The organism is Mesorhizobium sp. WSM4808 (assembly GCF_055811675.1).
Window position 1 is genome coordinate 469,201 of record NZ_JBVVQX010000003.1, and the last position, 20,583, is coordinate 489,783.

At 63.6% G+C, this 20,583-nt stretch carries 17 protein-coding genes; all 17 read right to left on the reverse strand.

Features of this window, described 5'->3' with window-relative positions:
• Position 1 precedes the first annotated feature (1 nt).
• The 17 genes from AC0L2U_RS07575 to AC0L2U_RS07655 all read right to left on the reverse strand — a co-directional run bounded on the left by AC0L2U_RS07575 (position 2) and on the right by AC0L2U_RS07655 (position 20,581).
• Entirely contained in the window at positions 2-694 is a 693-nt protein-coding gene (locus AC0L2U_RS07575) for a response regulator transcription factor (protein ID WP_128288340.1), read from the reverse strand.
• Positions 691-3,426 carry a sensor histidine kinase gene (locus tag AC0L2U_RS07580; protein WP_128288341.1) on the reverse strand — a complete coding sequence of 912 codons (2,736 nt, stop codon included), beginning with the start codon at positions 3,424-3,426 and terminating at the stop codon, positions 691-693. The genes AC0L2U_RS07575 and AC0L2U_RS07580 overlap by 4 nt, the downstream gene beginning before the upstream one ends.
• Positions 3,427-3,480: 54 nt before the next feature.
• Positions 3,481-4,047, reverse strand: coding sequence for a potassium-transporting ATPase subunit KdpC (gene kdpC, locus AC0L2U_RS07585; protein WP_128288342.1), 567 nt, complete (start codon positions 4,045-4,047; stop codon positions 3,481-3,483).
• A 12-nt stretch (positions 4,048-4,059) separates the two neighbouring features.
• Positions 4,060-6,153 (reverse strand): potassium-transporting ATPase subunit KdpB, encoded by a 2,094-nt coding sequence (kdpB, locus tag AC0L2U_RS07590; protein WP_127321034.1) that lies wholly within the window; start codon positions 6,151-6,153, stop codon positions 4,060-4,062.
• The gene (locus tag AC0L2U_RS07595) at positions 6,150-6,365 is read right to left on the reverse strand and encodes a hypothetical protein (RefSeq protein ID WP_127270652.1); all 216 of its coding nucleotides are present in this window, start codon (positions 6,363-6,365) and stop codon (positions 6,150-6,152) included. The genes kdpB and AC0L2U_RS07595 overlap by 4 nt, the downstream gene beginning before the upstream one ends.
• A gap of 7 nt (positions 6,366-6,372) precedes the next feature.
• Positions 6,373-8,076, reverse strand: coding sequence for a potassium-transporting ATPase subunit KdpA (gene kdpA, locus AC0L2U_RS07600; RefSeq protein ID WP_473601682.1), 1,704 nt, complete (start codon positions 8,074-8,076; stop codon positions 6,373-6,375).
• Positions 8,077-8,096: 20 nt separating this feature from the next.
• A complete protein-coding gene (locus AC0L2U_RS07605) occupies positions 8,097-8,186 on the reverse strand; it encodes a K(+)-transporting ATPase subunit F (RefSeq protein ID WP_032808122.1) in 90 nt (29 codons plus the stop codon).
• A gap of 447 nt (positions 8,187-8,633) precedes the next feature.
• On the reverse strand, positions 8,634-8,936 hold the full coding sequence (locus tag AC0L2U_RS07610) for a DUF982 domain-containing protein (protein WP_127269540.1): 303 nt from the start codon (positions 8,934-8,936) through the stop codon (positions 8,634-8,636).
• A gap of 259 nt (positions 8,937-9,195) precedes the next feature.
• Positions 9,196-9,420 carry an alkylphosphonate utilization protein gene (locus AC0L2U_RS07615; RefSeq protein ID WP_013529641.1) on the reverse strand — a complete coding sequence of 75 codons (225 nt, stop codon included), beginning with the start codon at positions 9,418-9,420 and terminating at the stop codon, positions 9,196-9,198.
• A 355-nt stretch (positions 9,421-9,775) separates the two neighbouring features.
• Positions 9,776-10,588 (reverse strand): NAD-dependent epimerase/dehydratase family protein, encoded by an 813-nt coding sequence (locus tag AC0L2U_RS07620; protein ID WP_127408347.1) that lies wholly within the window; start codon positions 10,586-10,588, stop codon positions 9,776-9,778.
• A 3-nt stretch (positions 10,589-10,591) separates the two neighbouring features.
• Positions 10,592-11,794 (reverse strand): pyridoxal phosphate-dependent aminotransferase, encoded by a 1,203-nt coding sequence (locus tag AC0L2U_RS07625; RefSeq protein WP_473601683.1) that lies wholly within the window; start codon positions 11,792-11,794, stop codon positions 10,592-10,594.
• On the reverse strand, positions 11,791-13,410 hold the full coding sequence (locus AC0L2U_RS07630; protein WP_127320509.1) for a hydantoinase B/oxoprolinase family protein: 1,620 nt from the start codon (positions 13,408-13,410) through the stop codon (positions 11,791-11,793). Before AC0L2U_RS07630 ends, AC0L2U_RS07625 begins: the two co-directional genes overlap by 4 nt.
• A complete protein-coding gene (locus AC0L2U_RS07635; RefSeq protein WP_127395256.1) occupies positions 13,407-15,500 on the reverse strand; it encodes a hydantoinase/oxoprolinase family protein in 2,094 nt (697 codons plus the stop codon). Before AC0L2U_RS07635 ends, AC0L2U_RS07630 begins: the two co-directional genes overlap by 4 nt.
• Positions 15,497-17,167 carry a thiamine pyrophosphate-binding protein gene (locus AC0L2U_RS07640; protein ID WP_473601684.1) on the reverse strand — a complete coding sequence of 557 codons (1,671 nt, stop codon included), beginning with the start codon at positions 17,165-17,167 and terminating at the stop codon, positions 15,497-15,499. Before AC0L2U_RS07640 ends, AC0L2U_RS07635 begins: the two co-directional genes overlap by 4 nt.
• A 95-nt stretch (positions 17,168-17,262) precedes the next feature.
• The gene (locus AC0L2U_RS07645; RefSeq protein WP_473601685.1) at positions 17,263-18,693 is read right to left on the reverse strand and encodes an FAD-binding oxidoreductase; all 1,431 of its coding nucleotides are present in this window, start codon (positions 18,691-18,693) and stop codon (positions 17,263-17,265) included.
• 32 nt (positions 18,694-18,725) lie between these two features.
• On the reverse strand, positions 18,726-19,490 hold the full coding sequence (locus AC0L2U_RS07650) for an amino acid ABC transporter ATP-binding protein (protein WP_473601686.1): 765 nt from the start codon (positions 19,488-19,490) through the stop codon (positions 18,726-18,728).
• 11 nt (positions 19,491-19,501) lie between these two features.
• A complete protein-coding gene (locus AC0L2U_RS07655) occupies positions 19,502-20,581 on the reverse strand; it encodes an amino acid ABC transporter permease (protein WP_127395253.1) in 1,080 nt (359 codons plus the stop codon).
• Positions 20,582-20,583 lie beyond the last annotated feature (2 nt).

The following is a 20,583-nucleotide window of genomic DNA, read 5'->3' on the forward strand; positions in this document are numbered from 1 at the left end:
CTCACTCGACCTCGCGCAGGCGGTAGCCGACGCCGGTCTCGGTGGTGATGTAGCGCGGCTGGTCGGGGCTCTTCTCGATCTTTTGCCTGAGCTGCCGGACATAGACCCTGAGATACTGCACATCGGTCGAGTCGCCCCAGACCTGCTTCAGCAGGAAATGGTGTGTCAGCACCTTGCCGGCGTGCTGCACCAGCATGCGCAGGATGTCGTATTCCTTCGGCGACAGCTTTACCTCCGTGCCCTCGACCTTGACGATGCGCTTGACCAGGTCGACGCTGAGATCGCCGGTCTGGAAAATCGGCTTCTCGCCCTGTTGCTGGAACTTGTGGCGGAGCGCCACGCGAAGGCGCGCCACCAGCTCGTTCATGCCGAAAGGTTTGGTGACATAGTCGTCGGCGCCGAGTTCCAGGGCCTGGACGATGCCGGCCTCGTCGGTCCGGCTGGACAGCATGACCACTGGAATGTCGAGACCATCATCGCGCCATTTGCGCAGCAGCTCATGGCCGCTCATGCCGGGCAACCCGAGGTCGAGCAGGACGAGGTCCGGCTTCTCGGCCTCCATCAGCTCTATCGCCACCCTGGCGTTCGGCGCCTCGCTGATCGCGTAGCCCTGGCTGCCGAGCCCGACGCGCAGTAGCTTGCGGATCGGCGGCTCGTCATCGACGACCAATATCCTGACGTTCGAGTTTGTCATGCCAGGTCACCCACGTCGTGGTCGTCGGTATTCGAAGCGTCGAAATTGGGCGGATTTGCCGGCCTGGGCATTTTGATGGTGAACACCGCGCCCGAACCGTCGGTCCGGTTTGCCGCCATGATCGTGCCACCCATCGCTTCGACGAAGCCGCGGCAGATCGACAGGCCGAGCCCCGTACCGGCGCGGATCTGGTCGCCCTTGCGCACTCGATAGAACGTGTCGAAAATCCGTTCCAGATCGCCGGGAGGAATGCCTGGCCCTTCATCCATGATTTGCAGCAGGACGGAGCCATTGTCGGTCCAACCCTGCATGCGAATCGTCGAGCTTGCCGGGGCATATTTCGCCGCATTGTCGAGAAGATTGAACAACGCTTGCTCGAACAGCACCGGGTCGACCTTCAACATCGGCAAATCCCTGGGGATGTCGGTCTCGATCTTGTGCTCGCCAATGATTTTCCTGGCCCTTTGCAAGGCGGAGCCGACGATGTCGCCGACATAGTGAAAGGCGTAGTTCGGCTCCATCGCGCCGGACTCGATCTTGGTCATGTCGAGCAGATTGGCGATGAAGCGGTTCAACCGCTCGGATTCGTCGAGCACCGTCGACAGCAGTTCGGCCCGGTCCGGTTCGGGAAGCGCTGCTGAAAAATCCCGCAGCGTGCCGGCTGCGCCCATGATGGCGGCGAGCGGCGTTTTCAGATCATGGGAAATGGAGGTGAGCAGCGCCGAGCGCAGCCTGTCCGCCTCAGCGGCGAGCTTGGCGCGGTCGACGTCGGCAACCAACTGAATACGCTCGATGGCGACCGCCGCCTGGTCGGCCAGTGCGTCAAGCAGCCGCTGCTGCTCGGGCGTCAGCAGCGGACCCTGCTTGTCGTTGTCGAGGCCGACGACCCCGATGGCCGTGCGCCCCGTCCGCAAGGGCAAATAGAGGCGCTTGGCGCCCGGAAGCGTGTCGGCGCCACGACCCGCCGCACGATTGTGCTCCCAGGCCCAGCGGGCGGCGGCGATGTCGGCCTCGGCCAGCGTGTCGTCGGGCGGATAGCCGGCCTTGACGGTGATGGTCCCGTCTTCCGGCAAAAGCAGCACCACCCGCAGCTTCAGCATCGAGGCGATCTGGAAGGCCGTGGCCCAAAGGACGTCGTCGAGCGTGCCGGCGCCGGCGAGCTTCTTTGAAAAGAGGTAGATGTCTTCCGTGGCCCGCGCCCGCGAGCGGGCGGCGACCGCCTGGCGCTGCACGCGCGCCGTCAGATTGCTGGCGATGACCGCAACGACGAGAAAGACGCCAAGCGCGACGATGCTCTCCGGATCCCGGATCGTCAGCGTATAACGAGGCTCCAGGAAGAAATAATTGAAAGCAAGGGCGCTGGCGAAACAAGCGTACAGAGCCGGCCACAGACCGCCGGTTACCGCCGATGCCAGTACGCCGATGAGAAGAATGATCGCCAGGTTGCGAACGTCGAGAAACTGGTCGAGAACGACGGCGAAGGCGAGCGAACCGATGACAAAGGCCGTGGCCTTGAGATAGGGCCAGATCTCGAACTGCCACTGCTCGTCCGCCGCCTTGACACTCCTCGACGTCACCTCGGCATTGCGTTCGGTTCCTGAAATGACATGGACGCTGATGTCGCCGGCATTGCGGATGAGATCGTAGGTGAGCGAACCTTCGATCAATTCCCGCCAGCGCGACCGGATCGGCCTGCCGACCACGATATGGGTGAAATTGTTCGCCGTCGCATGGCGAACAATGTCCTGCGCGATGTTCTGACCGGGAATGGTGGTCACCTCGGCGCCGAGCTGTTCGGCAAGCCGCAGGTTTGTAGCCAGCCGATCCTTGTCCGCTTCGGGCATGCTGGCCGAGCGAGGGCTGTCGACATGCAGCGCCGTCCACGGGGCACGGAGCCGGTCTGCCAGCCTGCGCGCGTAGCGAATACGCGCCGCCCCGCCCGGACGCGCGTCGACGCAGACGAGAACCCTTTCCCCCGCGGCCCACGGTCCGGGAATGGCGTGGGCCTGCATATGGATCAGCAACTGGTCGTCGACGCGCTGCGCGGTGCGGCGCAGCGCCAGTTCCCTGAGCGCCGTCAGATTGCCCGGCGAGAAATAGTTCTCGATCGCGCGCTGCGCGGTGTTGGGGAAATAGACCTTGCCTTCCTCGAGCCGCTTGATCAGGTCGTCGGGGGTGAGATCGATGATCTCGACATCGTCGGCCTGGTCTATGATGGAATCGGGAACCGTCTCGCGAACCCTGACCTTGGTGATCTGGGCGACGACGTCGTTCAGGCTTTCGACATGCTGGATGTTGAGCGTCGTGTAGACGTCGATACCGTGCGTCAGGATTTCCTGGACATCGAGATAGCGCTTGGGGTGCCGGCTGCCAGGCGCATTTGTGTGGGCGAGTTCGTCGACGAGAACCAGCGCCGGGCGCCGGGCGAGGATGGCGTCGATATCCATCTCGTCGAGGATGCGCCCCTTGTAGTCGACCTTGCGGCGGGGAATGACCTCATAACCCTCGACCAGGGCCAGTGTCTCCTTGCGCCCATGCGTCTCGACGACACCGATCACCACATCCACGCCGTCGGTCAGCCTGGCGCGGCCCGACATCAGCATCTCGTAGGTCTTGCCTACGCCGGGAGCGGCACCCAGGAATATCCGCAGCCGGCCGCGACCTTCCCGCTCGGCATGGTCAAGCAGTGCGTCGGGAGAAGGTCTGGCGTCGTTGCTTCTGTCGTCCGGCATCGGGACCGATCATGGATGGCGCCGGGGATACTGTCGATCCCCGGCCCGCACCATTCACTGTTTCCCGGCGTCCAGCGCAAGGTTGAGACCGAGCACATTGACCACCGGTTCGCCCATGAAGCCGAGTTCCCTGCCCTCGACTTGGGCATCGACAAGCGCCTTGACCTTGGCTTCATCGATCCCCCTGGCCTTGGCCACCCTGGCGGCCTGGAAGTAGGCTGCTTCGGGACTGATATCGGGATCGAGGCCACTGCCGGACGTCGTCACCAGGTCCATCGGGACGGGCTGGTTCGGATTCTCCGCCTTCAATCTTTCCGCGTCGCCCTTGATGCGGTCGATCAGCTTGGGATTGGTCGGGCCGAGATTGCTGCCGCTCGAGGCGGCGGCGTTGTAGCCGTCGCCGGCGGCCGAGGGGCGGCCATGGAAATACTTGTCGCTGGCAAAGCCCTGGCCGATCAGCTCGGAGCCGATAACCTTGCCATCCTTCTCGATCAGGCTGCCATTGGCCTGGCGCGGGAAGATCGCCTGGGCGATGCCGGTCATGCCCAAGGGATAGATCAGGCCGGTCAGGACCGTGAAGAAGACGATCATGATGATCGCGGGTCTTATCTGTTTGAACATGAGCGTAATTCCTTAAGCAAGGCCAAGCGCGGTGACGATCATGTCGATCGCCTTGATGCCTACGAAAGGCACGATGAGGCCGCCGAGGCCGTAGACGAGAAGATTGCGGCTGAGCAGCGCGCCGGCGCCGATGGCGCGGTATTTGACGCCCTTCAGCGACAGCGGGATCAGCGCGATGATGATCAGTGCGTTGAAGATGATAGCCGACAGGATGGCGCTTTGCGGCGTCGCCAGATGCATGACGTTGAGCGCCTGCAGCGGGCCGGTCGTCTGTCCCGGCGCGACGTAGAAGACGGCGAACATCGCCGGAATGATGGCGAAATACTTGGCCACATCGTTGGCGATCGAGAAGGTCGTCAGCGAACCTCGCGTCATCAAGAGCGCCTTGCCGATCTCGACGATCTCGATGAGCTTGGTCGGATCGCTGTCGAGATCGATCATGTTGCCGGCCTCGCGGGCGGCAACCGTGCCGGTGTTCATGGCGACGCCGACATCGGCTTGTGCAAGGGCGGGTGCATCGTTGGTGCCGTCGCCGCACATGGCCACCAGCTTACCCTTGGCCTGTTCGTCGCGGATCAGCTTCAGCTTGTCCTCCGGTGTGGCCTGCGCGAGGAAGTCGTCGACGCCGGCTTCCGCGGCGATCGCCGCCGCCGTCATCGGGTTGTCACCGGTGATCATCACCGTGCGGATGCCCATGCGGCGCAGTTCGGTGAAGCGCTCCCGGATACCGCCCTTGACGATGTCCTTGAGGTGGATGACGCCGAGCAGGCGCCCGTCGCGTTCGACCGCCAGCGGCGTGCCGCCGGACTTGGCGATCTCGTCGGCGATGGACTGGAGATCGCGGATGGATTCGCTGCTTGGGCGCGTGCCATGGGCGGCAGCTGCCGACTGGTTGACATGGGCAAGCACGGAATCGACGGCGCCCTTGCGCACCGATGAACCATCGATGTCGACGCCGCTCATACGGGTCTGCGCTGTGAAGGGCACGAAAGTGGCGTGCAGCGTTGCCATGTCGCGGGCGCGGATGGCGTATTTCTCCTTGGCCAGCACGACGATGGAGCGGCCTTCCGGCGTCTCGTCGGCGAGCGAGGCTAGCTGAGCCGCGTCGGCCAGTTCCTGTTCGGTGACGCCCTTGACCGGGCGAAACTGCGTCGCCTGGCGGTTGCCGAGTGTGATCGTGCCGGTCTTGTCGAGCAGCAGCGTGTCGACGTCGCCTGCGGCTTCCACGGCGCGACCCGACATGGCCAGCACGTTGAATCGCACCAGACGGTCCATGCCGGCGATGCCGATGGCCGAAAGCAGCGCGCCGATCGTGGTCGGGATCAAGGTGACGAACAGCGCCACCAGAACGGTCACCGAGATATAGCCGCCCGAGTAGGAGGCAAAACTCGGGATCGTCGCGGTGGCCAGCACGAAGATCAGCGTCATGCCGACGAGCAGGATGTTGAGCGCGATCTCGTTCGGCGTCTTCTGGCGCTCGGCACCTTCGACCAGCGAGATCATGCGGTCGAGGAAGGTATGGCCGGAGGCGGCGGTGATGCGGACGCGGACCCAGTCTGACAGCACCTGGGTGCCACCGGTGACCGCCGAACGGTCGCCACCGGATTCGCGGATGACCGGCGCCGATTCGCCTGTTATCGCCGCCTCATTGACCGACGCGACGCCCTCGACAACTTCGCCGTCCGACGGGATGATGTCGCCGGCCTCGACCAGGACGGCATCGCCGACCTTGAGGCTGGTGCCGGGCACGAGTTTGTATTTGGTGCGGTCCTCACCGGTCAAGAGCTTGGCCTGGGTCTCGGTGCGTGCCTTGCGCAGCGAATCCGCCTGCGCCTTGCCGCGGCCTTCTGCGACCGCTTCGGCGAAGTTGGCGAACAGCACGGTGAACCAAAGCCAGATGATGATCTGCAGCGTAAAGCCGAGATTGCCGCCTCCGGTGACCAGGTCCTTCACGAACAGCACCGTGGTGAGCGCCGAGACGACGGCAACGACGAACATCACCGGGTTCCTGGCCAGCGTGCGCGGATCGAGCTTGCGGAAGGCGCCGCCAATGGCGGGAACCAGGATGCGGGCATCCATGATGCTGGCTGATTTCGAGTTGCTCATTTTGAAGCTCCGGCTTCGGTGTTGTTGGACGGCACCCGATGATTGGATGCAGAAAGGAAATGCGGCGGCCCGTAGGCCAGCAGCCAGAGGACGAGCATGACTGCCGCAAGGCCGAGAAACGTCGACAGGGTCGGGAAAGGAGGAGGTCTCTCCTCCTTTCGGTGATCGTCCCTGTGGCCGACCTTGCGGCGCATGGCATTGAACCAGGACATGACGGTCTCAGAAGGTCTGCCCGTGAGTCATCGCCAGGTGCTCGATGATCGGCCCTACGGCGAGCGCCGGGAAGAAGGTGAGGCCACCGACGATCAGGATGACGCCGACCAGCAGCCCGACGAACAGAGGGCCATCGGTCGGGAAGGTGCCGGCGGAAGCCGGAACCGTTTTCTTCGCCACCAGCGAGCCGGCAATGGCCAGCGCCGGGATGATCACCAGGAAGCGGCCCATCAGCATGCCGATGCCGATCGTGATGTTGTACCAGGGCGTGTTGCCGCTGAGGCCGCCAAAGGCCGAACCGTTGTTGGCCGCCGCCGAAGTGTAGGCATACAGAACCTCGGAGAAGCCGTGCGGGCCGGCATTGCCCATCGACGCCACGCCGGTCGGCAGCACGACGGCGATGGCCGTGAAGATCAGCATCGCCAGCGGCAGGCACAGTATGGCCAGCATAGCCATCTTGACCTCCTTGGCCTCGATCTTCTTGCCCAGATATTCGGGCGTGCGGCCGACCATCAGGCCGGCGACGAAGACGGCGACGACGATGTACATCAGGATGCCGTAGAGACCGGCGCCGACACCGCCGACGATGACTTCGCCAAGCTGCATGTTGATGATCGGGATCATGCCGCCGAGCGCGGTGAACGAGCCGTGCATGGCGTTGACGGCGCCGCAGGAAGCGGCCGTGGTGATGACGGCAAACAGCGCCGACAGGGCGATGCCGAAGCGGCTCTCCTTGCCCTCCATGTTGCCGCCGTCGATGCCCAGCGCATGCACCAGCGGGTTGCCGGCGGCTTCCGCCCAGTAGCAGATGGCGACACCGGCGATGAACATGACGCCCATGGCCGAGAGGATCGCCCAGCCCTGGCGCTGGTTGCCGATCATGCGGCCGAAGACATTGGTCAAGGCGGCGCCGATGGCGAAGATCGACACCATCTGGATCAGGTTGGAGATCGCGTCGGGGTTCTCGAACGGGTGCGCGGCATTGGCGTTGAAGAAACCGCCGCCATTGGTGCCGAGCATCTTGATGGCCACCTGCGAAGCGACCGGGCCGACGGCGATGGTCTGCTGCGCGCCTTCCAGCGTCGTGGCGTTGACGTAGGCGCCGAGCGTCTGCGGCATGCCGAGCCAGACATAGACCAGCGTCAGCACGATGCAGAACGGCAGCAGCAGATAGAGTGTGGAGCGGGTCATATCGACCCAGAAATTGCCGATCGACTTGCCGGACGCCCGGGCAAAGCCGCGGATCAGCGCAATGGCGATGGCAATGCCGGTGGCCGCCGAAACGAAGTTCTGCACCGTCAGCCCGGCCATCTGCACGAGATAGGACATCGTGCTCTCGCCACCATAGTTCTGCCAGTTGGTGTTGGTCATGAAGCTGGCGGCGGTGTTGAAGGCCAACCCTGGTTCAACCGCTGTCATGCCGGCAGGGTTGTAAGGCAGGCTGCCCTGCAGGCGCTGCAGCGCATAAAGCACCAGGAAGCCGGCGAGGTTGAAGAGCAGCAGGGCGACCGCGTAGGTGGTCCAGTGCTGTTCCTCGCGTTCGCTGGTTCCGCAAATACGATAAAGCCCACGCTCAAGCGGGCGAAGGACCGGCGAAAGCAGCGTGCGGTCGCCGTTGAAGACGCGGTGCATGTAGCCGCCGAGCGGCTTCACCAGCAAAACGACGATCCCGCAATAGACCAGGATCTGTATCCAACCGTTCAGTGTCATGGGTGTGGCTTTCCGTGCCTTCAGAAGCGTTCTGGACGAACGAGGGCGTATGTCAGGTAGGCGAGCAGGAACAGCGTAACGCCGCCACCGAGAATATAGTCGACGATCATTTTTTCAGCCTCGCTCTAGAGCGCGTCACAAGCTTTTATGTAGGCGAAACAAAGGGCAAAGAACAAAATTCCGATTCCGATAACGGCCATATCCATTGTGTTTATTCCTTTTGTTCTTTTGTACTTGCGAATTTGACAAGAGAGTTCGCAATATCTCGAAAGTGTCCCGTCGCACCTTTGGCGACGGAGCCGGTTGTATTTTCTAAAAGGAGTATGGACCCGATCGCCATAAAGGTTCGAGACGGGGCGCAGTGGAAAGAAATAGGAATTTCATAAAGATTTTTGCTCGGGCTCTTCCCGACACTCCACGCAGGGATTGTCGCCCAAGACACACGGCTACAGGATGGCGATTTCCTTGCGAGCTGCCGGAAACGCGAAAGCCCGGCTGAGGGCCAGCCGGGCTTTCTATGGTGGTGTGGCTTTAGCCGCCACGGAGAACATCAATCTTCAGGCGGCGTAGCCGCCATAGCCACGCGCAACGGCGTGCACGCCCGCCACCGGCTCGAGGTCCGGCCACAGGATGCCGGCGGCTTGCGCGAATTCGAGCAACGCCCGGCGCGCCTGCTCGACGCTCACATAACCTGGAACGGCCAGATCACATGTCTCCACCGCGTTTCGGTAAAGCGGGCCGCGGCGGGAGGTCGTCCAATTGGTGAGGAAATCGTGCATTTCGGCCAGCGAGGCAATCTCGCGCTTGAAGCCGAGGCCGACCGACAGTGCGACCGGTGAATGAAACAGCTTGTCGTGCATGAAGCGGGCTCCTGGTTTTTCGCGCGCTTGGAGAGATATCCGGGCGGGTCCGCGAACGGGACGCCGTGAAACGCGCAATGAGGCCGGAGGTTCCAGCTTGGGACTTGGCGATTTTTTTGATTGTGCCTGGTCGGCGAAGTTATCAATTCGCGGCGCAACGATCGCGTGCCGGACGCTCAACGGCTCCGCAGCCCCCTTGGCGACGGCAGGCTCTCCAAAATCCCGAAGGAGCCATCGAGATCGCTTGCCGCCTTGAGGCTCACGCCTTCTTCACGAACTCGGTCTTGAGCACCAGGCCTTTCACTTGCTTGGTGTTGCATTCGATCTCGCCGGGATTGCCGTTCAGGCGGATGGCCTTCACCAACGTGCCGCGCTTGATCGTCTCCGAAGTGCCTTTGACTTTGAGGTCTTTGATCAGCGTTACGGAATCACCGTCATTCAATTGAGCGCCATTGCTGTCGCGCACGATTACATCGTTCGGCATGCCATCTCCTGTGATTTGGATCCCACTATCAGATCAGATGAGAATCCCAAAACCGATGACGACCGGCAACCGTCAATATTTCAGGGGGCCCATCTGGTGGGCGGCGTGAAACATGTGCGACGAGAAGACGCTCAGCACGTAAATGCCTAAGTCTTCGACGCCCGAGGTGGATGAACGCTTGGGGGAAGTCCGGCATCGTCTGCAGGTACCGCTGCCAGATCTGATCCATGACCGTGGTCGGCGTGGCACATCGAAGCCGGCGCCGCCGACAACCTCCTCGATCTCCGCCACCACGCGTGAATCCGTCGCCTGCCGCATCTCGGCTTCCGCTCTGCGCCATCGAGCGGATTGGCAGCTACGCCTGTTTGTCGTCCGGATGGCCAAGCTCGCAGAACCACCCGCCCAGATACTTCACCGATGGCGCCTTGGGATCCGGAACCTGCGTTTTCGCCTCGACCGCGGCGCGGAACGGCTCGGCACTATCCTGCGGAGAAAACCCCAGATGGTTGGCGCCGCTGTTGTCGACCGTTTTCACCTTGTTGTCGGAAAGGCCGAAGGAGATCGTATGGCCGACGCGCGGCGCGGTGAGAGCTGCCTCGACCAGACGCACACAATCGGCGAAGGAGAGGTATGACCACAACATGCGACGGTCCGCCGGTTCGGGGAAGGACGAAAAGATGCGCAGGCACGCCGTCTCGATGCCGAACTTGTCCCAGTAAAGCCGGCTCAGGCTCTCGACGAAGTTCTTCGACACGCCATAGAGGCTGTCGGGACGCACCGGCGCGTCGACGCCGATATGCGCCTCGACCTCGTGATAGCCGACGGCATGCACGGAGGAGGCATAGATGACTCGTTTCACCCCGTGTTTCCGGGCGCCCTCGTAGATGTGATAGGAGCCGCGGATGCTGGAATCCAGGATGGTTTGCCATTCGCATTCGAGTGGTGCGCCGCCGAAATGCACGATCGCGTCGCAATCCTTGGTGGCGGCAATCGTCGCCTCCATATCGGCGAGGTCGAAGACCGCTTCTTCCTCGTGTGGAGCAAGATCGCCGAACGGTTCGCGGCCGGCCAGGCGGATCGTTTTTGCCAGCGGCACCAGCCCCTTTCGCAGTTCCGAACCGAGGCGGCCGGCCGCGCCGGTGATCAGGATGCGTTCGTAATGCGGCATGATTTACTCCACTTGCGCGACGGCGGCGTTGATGCGCGCGATCGCTTCGGTCAGCACCTCTTCGCCGGTCGCGGTCGAGATGCGGAAATAGGGGGAAAGTCCATAGGCGGCGCCCGGCACCGAGGCCACGCGCCCTTCGTTCAGGAGATAATTCGCCACTGCCGTGTCGTCCTCGAGCACGACGCCTTTTGGGGTCCTGCCGCCGATCAGGCTGGCGCAGCCGATATAGGCATAGAAGGCGCCTTCCGGTGGCGAAAGCGTAAGACCGTTGATCCGCCTGATGCCGTCGACGACAAGGTCGCGGCGCGCCTCGAACGCCTGCCGAAAGCGTGCCACCTCGTCCTGGGGGCCGTTGAGCGCGGCCACCGTCGCCGCTTGCGCGATCGAGCAGACGGACGTGCAGGATTGGCTCTGGATGGTCGCCATCGCCCTGGTGAGCGGCGCCGGCCCGGCGGCATAGCCGACACGCCACCCGGTCATCGCATAGGATTTGGAGACGCCGTTGACGATCAGGGTACGGTCCCTGAGTTCCGGGCAAGCCTTGCCGAAGGAGACGAAGTCGCGTCCGTCGAACAGGATGTGCTCGTAAATCTCGTCGGAAAGCACCAGCACCTGCGGATGCCTTGCCAAAACCGCTCCGAGTGCCCGCAGGTCCGATTGCGAATATATGGCGCCGGAGGGGTTGCCGGGCATATTGAGGAACAGCCATTTCGTCCTTGGAGTGATGGCTTTTTCGAGCAGCTCCGGCGTCAGCCGGAAGCCGGAAGTTTCCGGGCACTCGATAACGACAGGCGTGCCGCCGAGCAGCTTCACCATCTCGGGATAGGAGACGAAGTAGGGCGCCGGCAGGATCGCTTCGTCACCAGACTCCAGCGTCGCCATCAGCGCGTTGAAGATGATCTGCTTGGCGCCATTGGCCACGACGACGTCGTCCGCCGTGTAGTCCAGTCCGTTTTCGCGGCGGAACTTGCCGGCCACGGCTTCGCGCACCTCGGCCGTGCCGGCGGCACCCGTGTATAGCGTCTGGCCGGCCTTCGCGGCGAAATGCGCCGCTTCGATGATATGGCTCGGTGTCGGGAAATCCGGCTCGCCCAGGCCAAGATCGATAACGTCGACGCCCTTGGCGCGCAGGGCCTTGGCTGCTTGCGAAGCAGCCATGGACGCCGAAGGCTTCACCGCAGACAGGCGCGAGGCAATGTAGCTCATTTGCCGTTCTCCGAAATGTATTCCTTGGAGCGGTCGTTCGCCCGCGCCTCGGTGCTGCGCTTGGACGGATCGCCATAGCCGCCGCCGCCCGGCAATTGGAGGATCAGCCGACGGCCAGCCGGAACATGCTGCCAGCCTTTGGGTCGCATCTGCGTGCCATCGTCCAGCCTGACCACGCCGGCCACTCCAGGTCCGCCGCCGTTGCGCCCGTGGGCGGGATGATTGACGCGGTCGAACATGGCCGAGAAATCGAATTCATGGCCCTCGATCGCCTCGATTTCGATAACCTGCCCGAGCCCGCCGCGGAACTCGCCGTCGCCGCCGGAATCGGGCCGCAGCTCCTTGCGCCAGATGACGATCGGGCCGGTGTGCTCCGTTGCCTCGATCGGCATCGTATGGACGCCGGAGGGGAAGGCCGTCGCCGACAATCCGTCGAGGCCGGGGCGCGCGCCCATGCCGCCGGAATTGAACATCAACACCTCGGCGCGGCGGCCCGAACCGCCGGAGACCGGCCGAACCGAGATATGGATGTTCCACAGTGCGCCGGCGCCCTCGGCAAGGATCTTGCCGGGCATCGCCTTGGCGATCGCGCCGAGCACCAGATCGGGAACCATATGGCCGAAGATGTGCCTGAGCGCCACCGGCGCCGGCCGCACGGCGTTCAGGATGTTGACCGGAGACGACACGGTGAAGAAGGCGAGCGACGCGGCATTGTTAGGAATATCGGGCGCCACCACGCATTTCAACGCGTAGCAGGCATAGGCCTTGCTGTAGATGATCGGGCAGTTGATGCCCCATCGGCTCATCGGGTCGGTACCGGTGAAATCAACCTCGACGCCGGCGTCCCGAACCGTGACGGTCGCCGCGAGTTTCACCGGCTCGTCGTAGCCGTCGGTCACCAGCGCGTTCGACCAGCTGCCTTTGGGCATCGCCTTGATGCGTTCGACCATGGCGTCGCGGGTGCGCGAGAAGATGAACTCGCCAAGCCCGTCCAGCGATGCCAGGCCGATCTCCTTCATCATGTCGACGAGGCGTCGGTGGCCGACTTCGTTGCAGGCGGCGAGCGAATAGAAATCGCCGACGACCTGGTTCGGCTCGCGGACGTTGGCGCGCAGGATCCTGACGAGATCGAGATTGACCTTGCCCTTCTCCGCGAACTTCATGATCGGGATCTGGATGCCTTCCTCGTAGACCGACTTGCCGTCAGCGCCGAAGCCGCGCCCACCGACATCGACCACATGCGCCGTGCAGGCGAAGAACGCAACCAATTCGCCGTTCAGGAACGACGGCGACACCATGGTGATATCGTGCAGGTGGCCCGTGCCCAACCAGGGGTCATTGGTGACGTAGGTGTCGCCCTCGAACATGGTTTCGCGCGGGATTTCGTTCATGAAATGCAGCACCGCCTCGGCCATGGTGTTGACATGGCCGGGCGTTCCCGTCACCGCCTGTGCCAGCATCTGGCCGCGGGGATCGAACACGCCCGCCGACAGGTCGCCGGATTCGCGCACCGATGTCGAGAAAGCCGTGCGCAGCAAGGTGAGGGCCTGCTCCTCGACCACCGAGATCAACCGGTTCCACATAACCTGCATGCGGATTTCACTGATGTCGCTCATGCCTGGCTGCCTTTGCGGATCAGAAGGATCGCTCCGTCGCTCTGGATGACGGCGTCGAAGCTCGTGGTGACGACGGTGGACGTCTCGCGTTCGACGATGATGACCGGGCCCGCCACCCGATCGCCGGTGCACAGCCCCTCCCGTTCGACGATGCCATAGGTCCGTGGCGCACCGCTGGCCGGATCGAACACCGCGCGGCTTGTTGCCGGCTGAGTGGTCCGCTTGCCGGTGATCAGCTCGTGCCTGGCGACAGCAGGCCGGACATCCGTCGCCTTCACGGACCAGGTGACGATCTCGATTTCCAGGCCGCCAAGTCCTTCGATGGCGCGGCCGAAGAAGCGTTGGTAATTCGCCTGGAACAAATCCTCGAGCGTGGTTGCGGCATCATTGCCGAACGGCTCGTCCGGCAGCGGCACGGGGATTTCCCAGCCCTGGCCGGCGTAGCGCATGAAGGCGGTGATTTCGCATGTGATCGTACCGTTGGCCCCTGCCCGCACGAAGCTTTCGGCTGACACTTTGAGGTCATCGAGCAAAGCATTGGCCTCGGCCGGCTTGAACTGCGACAGCCGCGTCAGCCGGGATGCCAGGGCTTCGTAGCCGAACGGAGCCTTGAGGAAGCCGATCGCCGATCCGACGCCCGCGCCCTTGGGGACGATGCACTGGTCGATGCCGAGTTTCTCGCAAAGCCTTGCGGCGTGAAGCGGGGCCGCGCCACCGAAGGCGATCATCACGTTGTCGGAAATGTTTTTGCCGTTTTCGACGGCATGGACGCGGGCGGCATTGGCCATGTTCTCGTCCACCACCTCGCAGATGCCGAAGGCCGTCGCCATGGCATCGAGCGACAGGCGTTCGCCGACATCGCGCAGGATCGCCTGTTCGGATGCGGACGTGTCCAGCCTGATGGCGCCGCCGGCGAAATTGTCGGGATCGAGCTTGCCGAGCACCAGGTCGGCATCTGTGATGGCCGGGCGCCTGCCGCCGCGGCCGTAGCAGGCCGGGCCAGGTTCCGATCCGGCACTTTCGGGACCGGTCTGGATGCGGCCCATGGCGTCGACCCAGGCGATCGACCCGCCGCCGGCGCCGATCTCGATCATCTCGATCACGGGAATGGAGATCGGCATGCCGGAACCTTTGCAGAAGCGATAGGTACGCGCCACTTCGAAGGTTCTGGCGGTGCGCGGCGCATAATCCTCGATCAGGCAAATCTTTGCAGTGGTGCCGCCCATGTCATAGGAGACGACCTTTTCCAGGCCGAATCGCCTGGCGATGTCGGCGGCGAAGATGGCGCCGCCGGCCGGGCCGGACTCAACGAGGCGCACGGGAAATTCCGAGGCCGTCTCCACCGAGATCAGACCGCCGCCCGAATGGATCATGAAGACCGGGCACTCGGCGCCCATCTCCTTCAAGCGGGTCTGGAAACGCGCGAGATAGTCCGCCATCTGCGGCCGCACATAGGCGTTGGCGCAGACCGTGTTGAAGCGTTCGAACTCGCGCATCTGCGGCGAGACTTCGGCGCTGATCGAAATCGGGATGGTAAGCTTGCGGGACAGGATAGCGCGTGCCCGGCGCTCATGATCAGGGTTGGTGTAGGCATGGATGAAGCCGATCGCCACGGAGCCGAAGCCGCCGGCCGCGATCCGGTCGGCAATGCCTTCCAGGGCGGCTTCGTCGAGCGGCTGAAGCTCCTGGCCTTCCGCACCGATCCGGCCCTTTACCGTGAAACGGTGCTCGCGCGGGATTAGCGGCGCCGGCAGCTGCAGGTCGAGGTCATACTGCTCGAAGCGGTTTTCCGTGCGCATCTCGATGACATCGCGGAACCCTTCGGTGGTGACCAGCGCGGTCTTGGCGCCACGGCGTTCGATGAGCGCATTCGTCGCCAGCGTCGTGCCGTGGATGATGATGCCGATCTCGGCAAGCGCGATACCGGCATCGCGCGTGACGACGGCAATGCCGTCCAGGATCGCCTGCTCGGGCGCCGCATAATTGGTCAACACCTTGGTGGAGAAGATCGTTCCCCTGAGGTCGAGCGCGACGTCGGTGAACGTGCCGCCGATGTCCGCGCCGAGACGGATGTCGTCTTTGGAGGTCATGCCTTGGCCTTCTGGGAAGCGAGCGCGGCGTCACGCATCTGGGAAAGGGTCTGTCGGGGCGTCAGCGCTTCGGGAGATATGGCGATGTCGAGGACCGCTCCCGTCACGGATCCGAGCGCCCGATCGAACGCCGCCGCGAAATCGCGCGTCGCCTCGACCCGCTCGGCATGGAAGCCATAGGCCTTTGCCAGTGTCACGAAATCAGGGTTTTCGAGCGACGTGCCCGAAACGCGCGCCGGATAGTGGCGCTCCTGATGGGCGCGGATCGTGCCGTAGATGCCGTTGTTGAGGATCAGCACGATCGGCTGCGCGCCAGCCTGCATGGCGGTTCCGAGTTCCTGGCAATTCATCTGGAAGTCGCCGTCGCCGGCAAAGCAGACGACCGTGCGTTCTGGAAACGCAACCTTGGCGGCAATTGCCGCCGGCAGGCCGTAGCCCATGGCGCCAGACTGCGGGGCGAGCAGCCGTGCGTCCGGCCCGAACTTGAAGAACTTGTTCGGCCAGACGGTGAAATTGCCGGCGCCGTTGGTGAGAATGACGTCGGCAGGCAGGTTTTCGCGCAGCCAGGCGCTGACCTCCACCATGTCCACCGGGCCGGGCTGGACGGGCGCGCCGAATGTCCCTTCATAGGCTTTGCGGGCCGCGGCGCGCCAGTCCGCCCAGCCGCCTTTGACGGGCGTCAACGCCCGGGCAAAAACGTTCGGCCCGGCATGGATACCGATGGCCGGCACATAGACCTTGCCGATCTCGCGATCGGAGCCATGGACATGGATCAGTTTCTGGCGCGGCACCGGCACGGACAGCAGCGTATAGCCATCCGTGGTCATCTCGCCAAAACGCACATTGACGGCCAGGATCACGTCGGCCTCGCGGAGCAGGGCTTTGACATGCGCCACCATGCCGACGCCGGCCTCGCCGACAAAGACCGGCGAATGGTTGTCGAACTGGTCCTGATAGCGAAAGGCCGCCACGACAGGAATGTCGGAAGCCTCTGCGAAAGCCTGTAGCGCCGCGCGTCCGTCCACGGTCCAGTTGGCGCCGCCCATGAGCAGGACCGGCCTCTCGGCCTTGGCCAGCAGCTTGAAGGCCGAAGCGATCGCTTCCGGCGCCGGTGCCGGCTCGAAAATGGCCGCCGGTGCGCTGAGCGGAGCCGCTTCAGTCATGGTGGTCAGCATGTCCTCGGGCAGCGCGACCACGACGGGACCAGGTCGTCCGGTCAATGCGGTCGTCCATGCCCGCGCCACAATCTCGGGCAGGCGCGCGACATCGTCGATCTCGACCGCCCATTTGGCGACCGTGCCGAACACCGCCCGGTAGTCGATTTCCTGAAACGCTTCGCGGCCCTTCATGTCGGTGCCGACCTGGCCGACGAACAGGATCATCGGCGAACTGTCCTGCATGGCCGTGTGAACGCCGATGCTGGCGTTGGTGGCGCCTGGGCCGCGCGTCACGAAACAGATGCCTGGCGAGCCGGTCAACTTGCCGTAGGCCGAGGCCATGAACGCCGCGCCGCCTTCATTGCGGCAAAGCGTGTAGTCCAGCTTTCCCTGCGTGTCGTGCAGCGCGTCCAGGACGGCCAGATAACTTTCTCCGGGCACGCCGAAGCTCCTGGTCGCGCCAAGCCCGATCAGGCACTCGACGAGAAGGCGGCCGCCATTGCGGATCATGCTTCGACATCCTCACTTTGGCGGCAGGTCGATCGAGCCTGCCTTCGGTTCATAGGTGCACGCAGGCGGTTCGGGGCGAAATCAAGAAATGCCGTCTATTCGAAAGTTTTTCTTTGCCGAGCAGCGTGCACCAGCACGCCCGGATTCATCGTGTCCCGTGGATCGAATGCATCCTTGAGCCGCGCCATGAGTTCGCGCTCCAACGGACTGCGGTTTCGGTTGGCCATGGCGACCTTTGCGCGGCCAAGTCCATGCTCGGCCGCGAAACTGCCGCCCATTTCCGTGGCGAGCGACGATAGCGCCTCGGCGAACCGCTCGGCCTTGCCGTCAAAATCGGCGTGGCCTTCCGGCGGCGACAGATTGTAGTGGATGTTGCCGTCGCCGAGATGCCCGAACGGGTTTATCCGCACGCCGGGAAGAATGTCGTCGCAGATCTCTGCGCCGGCCTCGACGAAACGGGCGATAGCGCCCGGAGGCACCGAGATGTCGTGCTTCAGCTGCTCTCCTTCCAGCCTCTGTCCTTCCGGCTGCTCCTCTCGCAGCCGCCAGAATTGTGCGCGATGCGCGCCCGTCGCCGCCAATGCTCCGTCCAGCACCAGGCCTTGCTCCACCCCCCACTCCAGCGCCGAAGCCAGTATCTCGTCAAGTGGAACGCGGGGGGCGCCCGATGCCAGTTCGACCAGCACATAGACCTCGCCGCGTGCCTCCAACTGGTAGGCCAGGTCGGGCAGGTGTTTGAGGGCCAGTCCCAGCCCGATGTCGGAGAAGAACTCGAGGCCGGTCAGGAATTCCCCCGCCTCGCCCCGCAGAAAGGTGCCAAACGAAACCGCCGCGGCGAAATCGGGCATGACGACAAGCGCGCTCGCCTGCCGCCGCGGCATCGGGTAGAGCCGCAGGATCGCGCGCGTCACGATGCCAAGCGTTCCTTCCGCGCCGCAATAGAGCTTGCGCAACTGGTAGCCGGCATTGTCTTTCTGCACCGCGCGCAGCCCGTTCCATATCGCCCCGTCGGGGGTCACGACCTCCAGGCCAAGCACGAGGTCTTGCATCATGCCATACCGGAATGCCTGGCTGCCGCCGGCATTGGTGCCGACCAGGCCGCCGATCCTGGCGCTGCCTTCCGCGCCGAGATGCATCGGAAACATCAGGCCGTGCGGTTCCAGCGCCTCGTGCAATGCGGCAAGCACGGCCCCCGCTTCGATGAGGATCGAGCCGCTGTCCAAGTCCGGTTTGCCGATCGCCGTCATGCGCGAAAGCGAAACGATCACCGCATCCGGCCGATCGGCGACGGCGCCGCCGCAAAGCCCGGTGTTGCCGCCTTGCGGCACGACCGCCAGGCCGGCCGCGTGGCATGTCTTTACGACACTGGCTACTTCGGAGGTATCCGCAGGCCTGGCCACGCCCAGAGCCGCGACGCCGTAGCGATCGAGCCAATCGCGCTGATAGGGCCTTGCATCGCTGCCCGAAAGCCAGCCTTTCGGTCCGAGCATCTCGCGCAAGGCGGTGACGGGATCAGTCACGGACATGGCTGCGGCCTGACGCGGGATCGTTGCATCGATCAGTGACCAAGCACCTGCGACAGGAACTGCCGCGTGCGCTCGTTGCGGGAGGAGGTGAAGAATTCATCGGAAGGCGCCTGTTCGACGATCTCGCCTCCATCCATGAAAATTACCCGGTCGGCAACCCGGCGCGCAAAACCCATCTCATGCGTGACGCAGATCATTGTCATGCCTTCAGAGGCGAGCGTGACTATGACGTCGAGCACTTCCGCGATCATTTCCGGGTCGAGCGCAGAGGTCGGCTCATCGAACAGCATGATCTCGGGCTGCATGCAAAGGGCACGCGCTATCGCGACCCGCTGTTGCTGGCCGCCGGATAACTGACCGGGATACTTCATCGCCTGTTCCGGAATGCGTACCTTCTCCAGATAGCGCCGGGCGGTCGCCTCGGCATCCGCGCGCGGCACCTTGCGCACGATCATGGGCGCGAGCATGCAGTTCTCCAGCACCGTCATGTGTGGAAACAGGTTGAAGTGCTGGAACACCATGCCGACTTCCCGCCTGATCCCGTCGATGTTGCCGACATCGTCGTTGAGCTCGGTGCCGAGCACGGTGATCCGGCCGCCATTGTGCTGCTCCAGACGGTTGATGCAGCGGATCATGGTGGACTTGCCGGAGCCGGACGGGCCGCAGACGACGATCCTCTCGCCGCGATCCACGGACAAGCTCAACTTTCGCAGCGCCTGGAATGTCCCGTAATATTTGTCGAGATTTTCGATCAGCACCGCGGGCCCGCTGGATCGGGGCGAGTTTCCTGAAAGCACGTAAACGCCCCCTATCGTTCGCCGACCGACATACGGCGCTCGAGAAAAGCGCCATAGCGGGACAGGCTGAACACGAAGATGAAGTAGATGAAGGCGATGAAGGCATAGACCTCGACATAGGCGAAGCGCCACTCGCCGGTGCCGTAGGCGGCATTGCCGGAGGCCAGGATCTCGAAGAAGCCGACGATGATCACCAGCGAGGTTTCCTTGAACGAGATCACGAACTGGTTGATCGTCGCCGGCAGCGCATTGCGCATGGCCTGCGGTAGAAGAATGCGGCCGACGCGCTGCCAATAGCGCATGCCAAGCGCCATGGCTGCCTCTTCTTGCCCACTGGGAACGCCCTGCATCCCACCCCTGACGATCTCCGCCTGATAGGCGGAAAAAAACAGGGCCGAGCCCAGGATCACCCGGTACAGCTTGTCGCCCACCAGCCATTGCGGCAGTGCGAACGGCAGCACGATGGCGAAGGTGAACAGGATCGAGATCAGAGGCAATGAACGCACCCCGTCGATAATGAGGCCGGAGGTGCGGGAAATCCATGGCAGGCCGGAGCGGCGCAGCAGCGCCAGGCAGATCGCCAGCGGGAAGCCGATCAGGCAGGTGGTCACGAAGATGAACAGGGTCAGCGCCAGTCCGCCCCAGGCCTCCTCGCCGACATAGGGCAGACCAAGCACGCCGCCCTTCATCAGCACGTAGAAAAGCGCCGTTCCGGCTCCCCATACGAGTGCGATGCGGCGACCCGACCAGAAGGCTGGAACGCAACTTAGCACCGTCATGACCACGACGATCAGGCAAGCCAGGGCCGACCGCCACTGCTCGTCATAGGGATAGAGGCCGAACAGGATGATGCGCCATCGCGCGGCAATGACCGACCAGCAGGCTCCCGCCGCCGCCTGGCAGGCTTCGGGTCCGCCGCTCGTCGTGAAGACAGCCGAGAAAACCGCCCAATTCAGGAGCTTCCAGGCCAGGAAGACCATGACCGCCAGGGAAGCCAGCGACAGCAATGCCTGCAGGGGCGTCGCAAAGAAGCGCCGCCTCAGATCCTCGATCTTGCCAATGGCAGGAGGGGCGACAACGACCATTTCCATCC

What these genes read in the sequence shown, in the direction of transcription:
- AC0L2U_RS07615 (WP_013529641.1), bottom strand. Translation starts at nt 9,420, where the DNA reads ATGCCGAACGATGTAATCGTGCGCGACAGCAATGGCGCTCAATTGAAT.
- AC0L2U_RS07645 (WP_473601685.1), bottom strand. Translation starts at nt 18,693, where the DNA reads ATGTCCGTGACTGATCCCGTCACCGCCTTGCGCGAGATGCTCGGACCG.
- AC0L2U_RS07595 (WP_127270652.1), bottom strand. Translation starts at nt 6,365, where the DNA reads ATGTCCTGGTTCAATGCCATGCGCCGCAAGGTCGGCCACAGGGACGAT.
- AC0L2U_RS07620 (WP_127408347.1), bottom strand. Translation starts at nt 10,588, where the DNA reads ATGCCGCATTACGAACGCATCCTGATCACCGGCGCGGCCGGCCGCCTC.
- AC0L2U_RS07625 (WP_473601683.1), bottom strand. Translation starts at nt 11,794, where the DNA reads ATGAGCTACATTGCCTCGCGCCTGTCTGCGGTGAAGCCTTCGGCGTCC.
- AC0L2U_RS07575 (WP_128288340.1), bottom strand. Translation starts at nt 694, where the DNA reads ATGACAAACTCGAACGTCAGGATATTGGTCGTCGATGACGAGCCGCCG.
- AC0L2U_RS07610 (WP_127269540.1), bottom strand. Translation starts at nt 8,936, where the DNA reads ATGCACGACAAGCTGTTTCATTCACCGGTCGCACTGTCGGTCGGCCTC.
- AC0L2U_RS07580 (WP_128288341.1), bottom strand. Translation starts at nt 3,426, where the DNA reads ATGCCGGACGACAGAAGCAACGACGCCAGACCTTCTCCCGACGCACTG.
- AC0L2U_RS07630 (WP_127320509.1), bottom strand. Translation starts at nt 13,410, where the DNA reads ATGAGCGACATCAGTGAAATCCGCATGCAGGTTATGTGGAACCGGTTG.
- AC0L2U_RS07640 (WP_473601684.1), bottom strand. Translation starts at nt 17,167, where the DNA reads ATGATCCGCAATGGCGGCCGCCTTCTCGTCGAGTGCCTGATCGGGCTT.
- kdpC (WP_128288342.1), bottom strand. Translation starts at nt 4,047, where the DNA reads ATGTTCAAACAGATAAGACCCGCGATCATCATGATCGTCTTCTTCACG.
- AC0L2U_RS07635 (WP_127395256.1), bottom strand. Translation starts at nt 15,500, where the DNA reads ATGACCTCCAAAGACGACATCCGTCTCGGCGCGGACATCGGCGGCACG.
- kdpA (WP_473601682.1), bottom strand. Translation starts at nt 8,076, where the DNA reads ATGACACTGAACGGTTGGATACAGATCCTGGTCTATTGCGGGATCGTC.
- AC0L2U_RS07655 (WP_127395253.1), bottom strand. Translation starts at nt 20,581, where the DNA reads ATGGAAATGGTCGTTGTCGCCCCTCCTGCCATTGGCAAGATCGAGGAT.
- kdpB (WP_127321034.1), bottom strand. Translation starts at nt 6,153, where the DNA reads ATGAGCAACTCGAAATCAGCCAGCATCATGGATGCCCGCATCCTGGTT.
- AC0L2U_RS07605 (WP_032808122.1), bottom strand. Translation starts at nt 8,186, where the DNA reads ATGATCGTCGACTATATTCTCGGTGGCGGCGTTACGCTGTTCCTGCTC.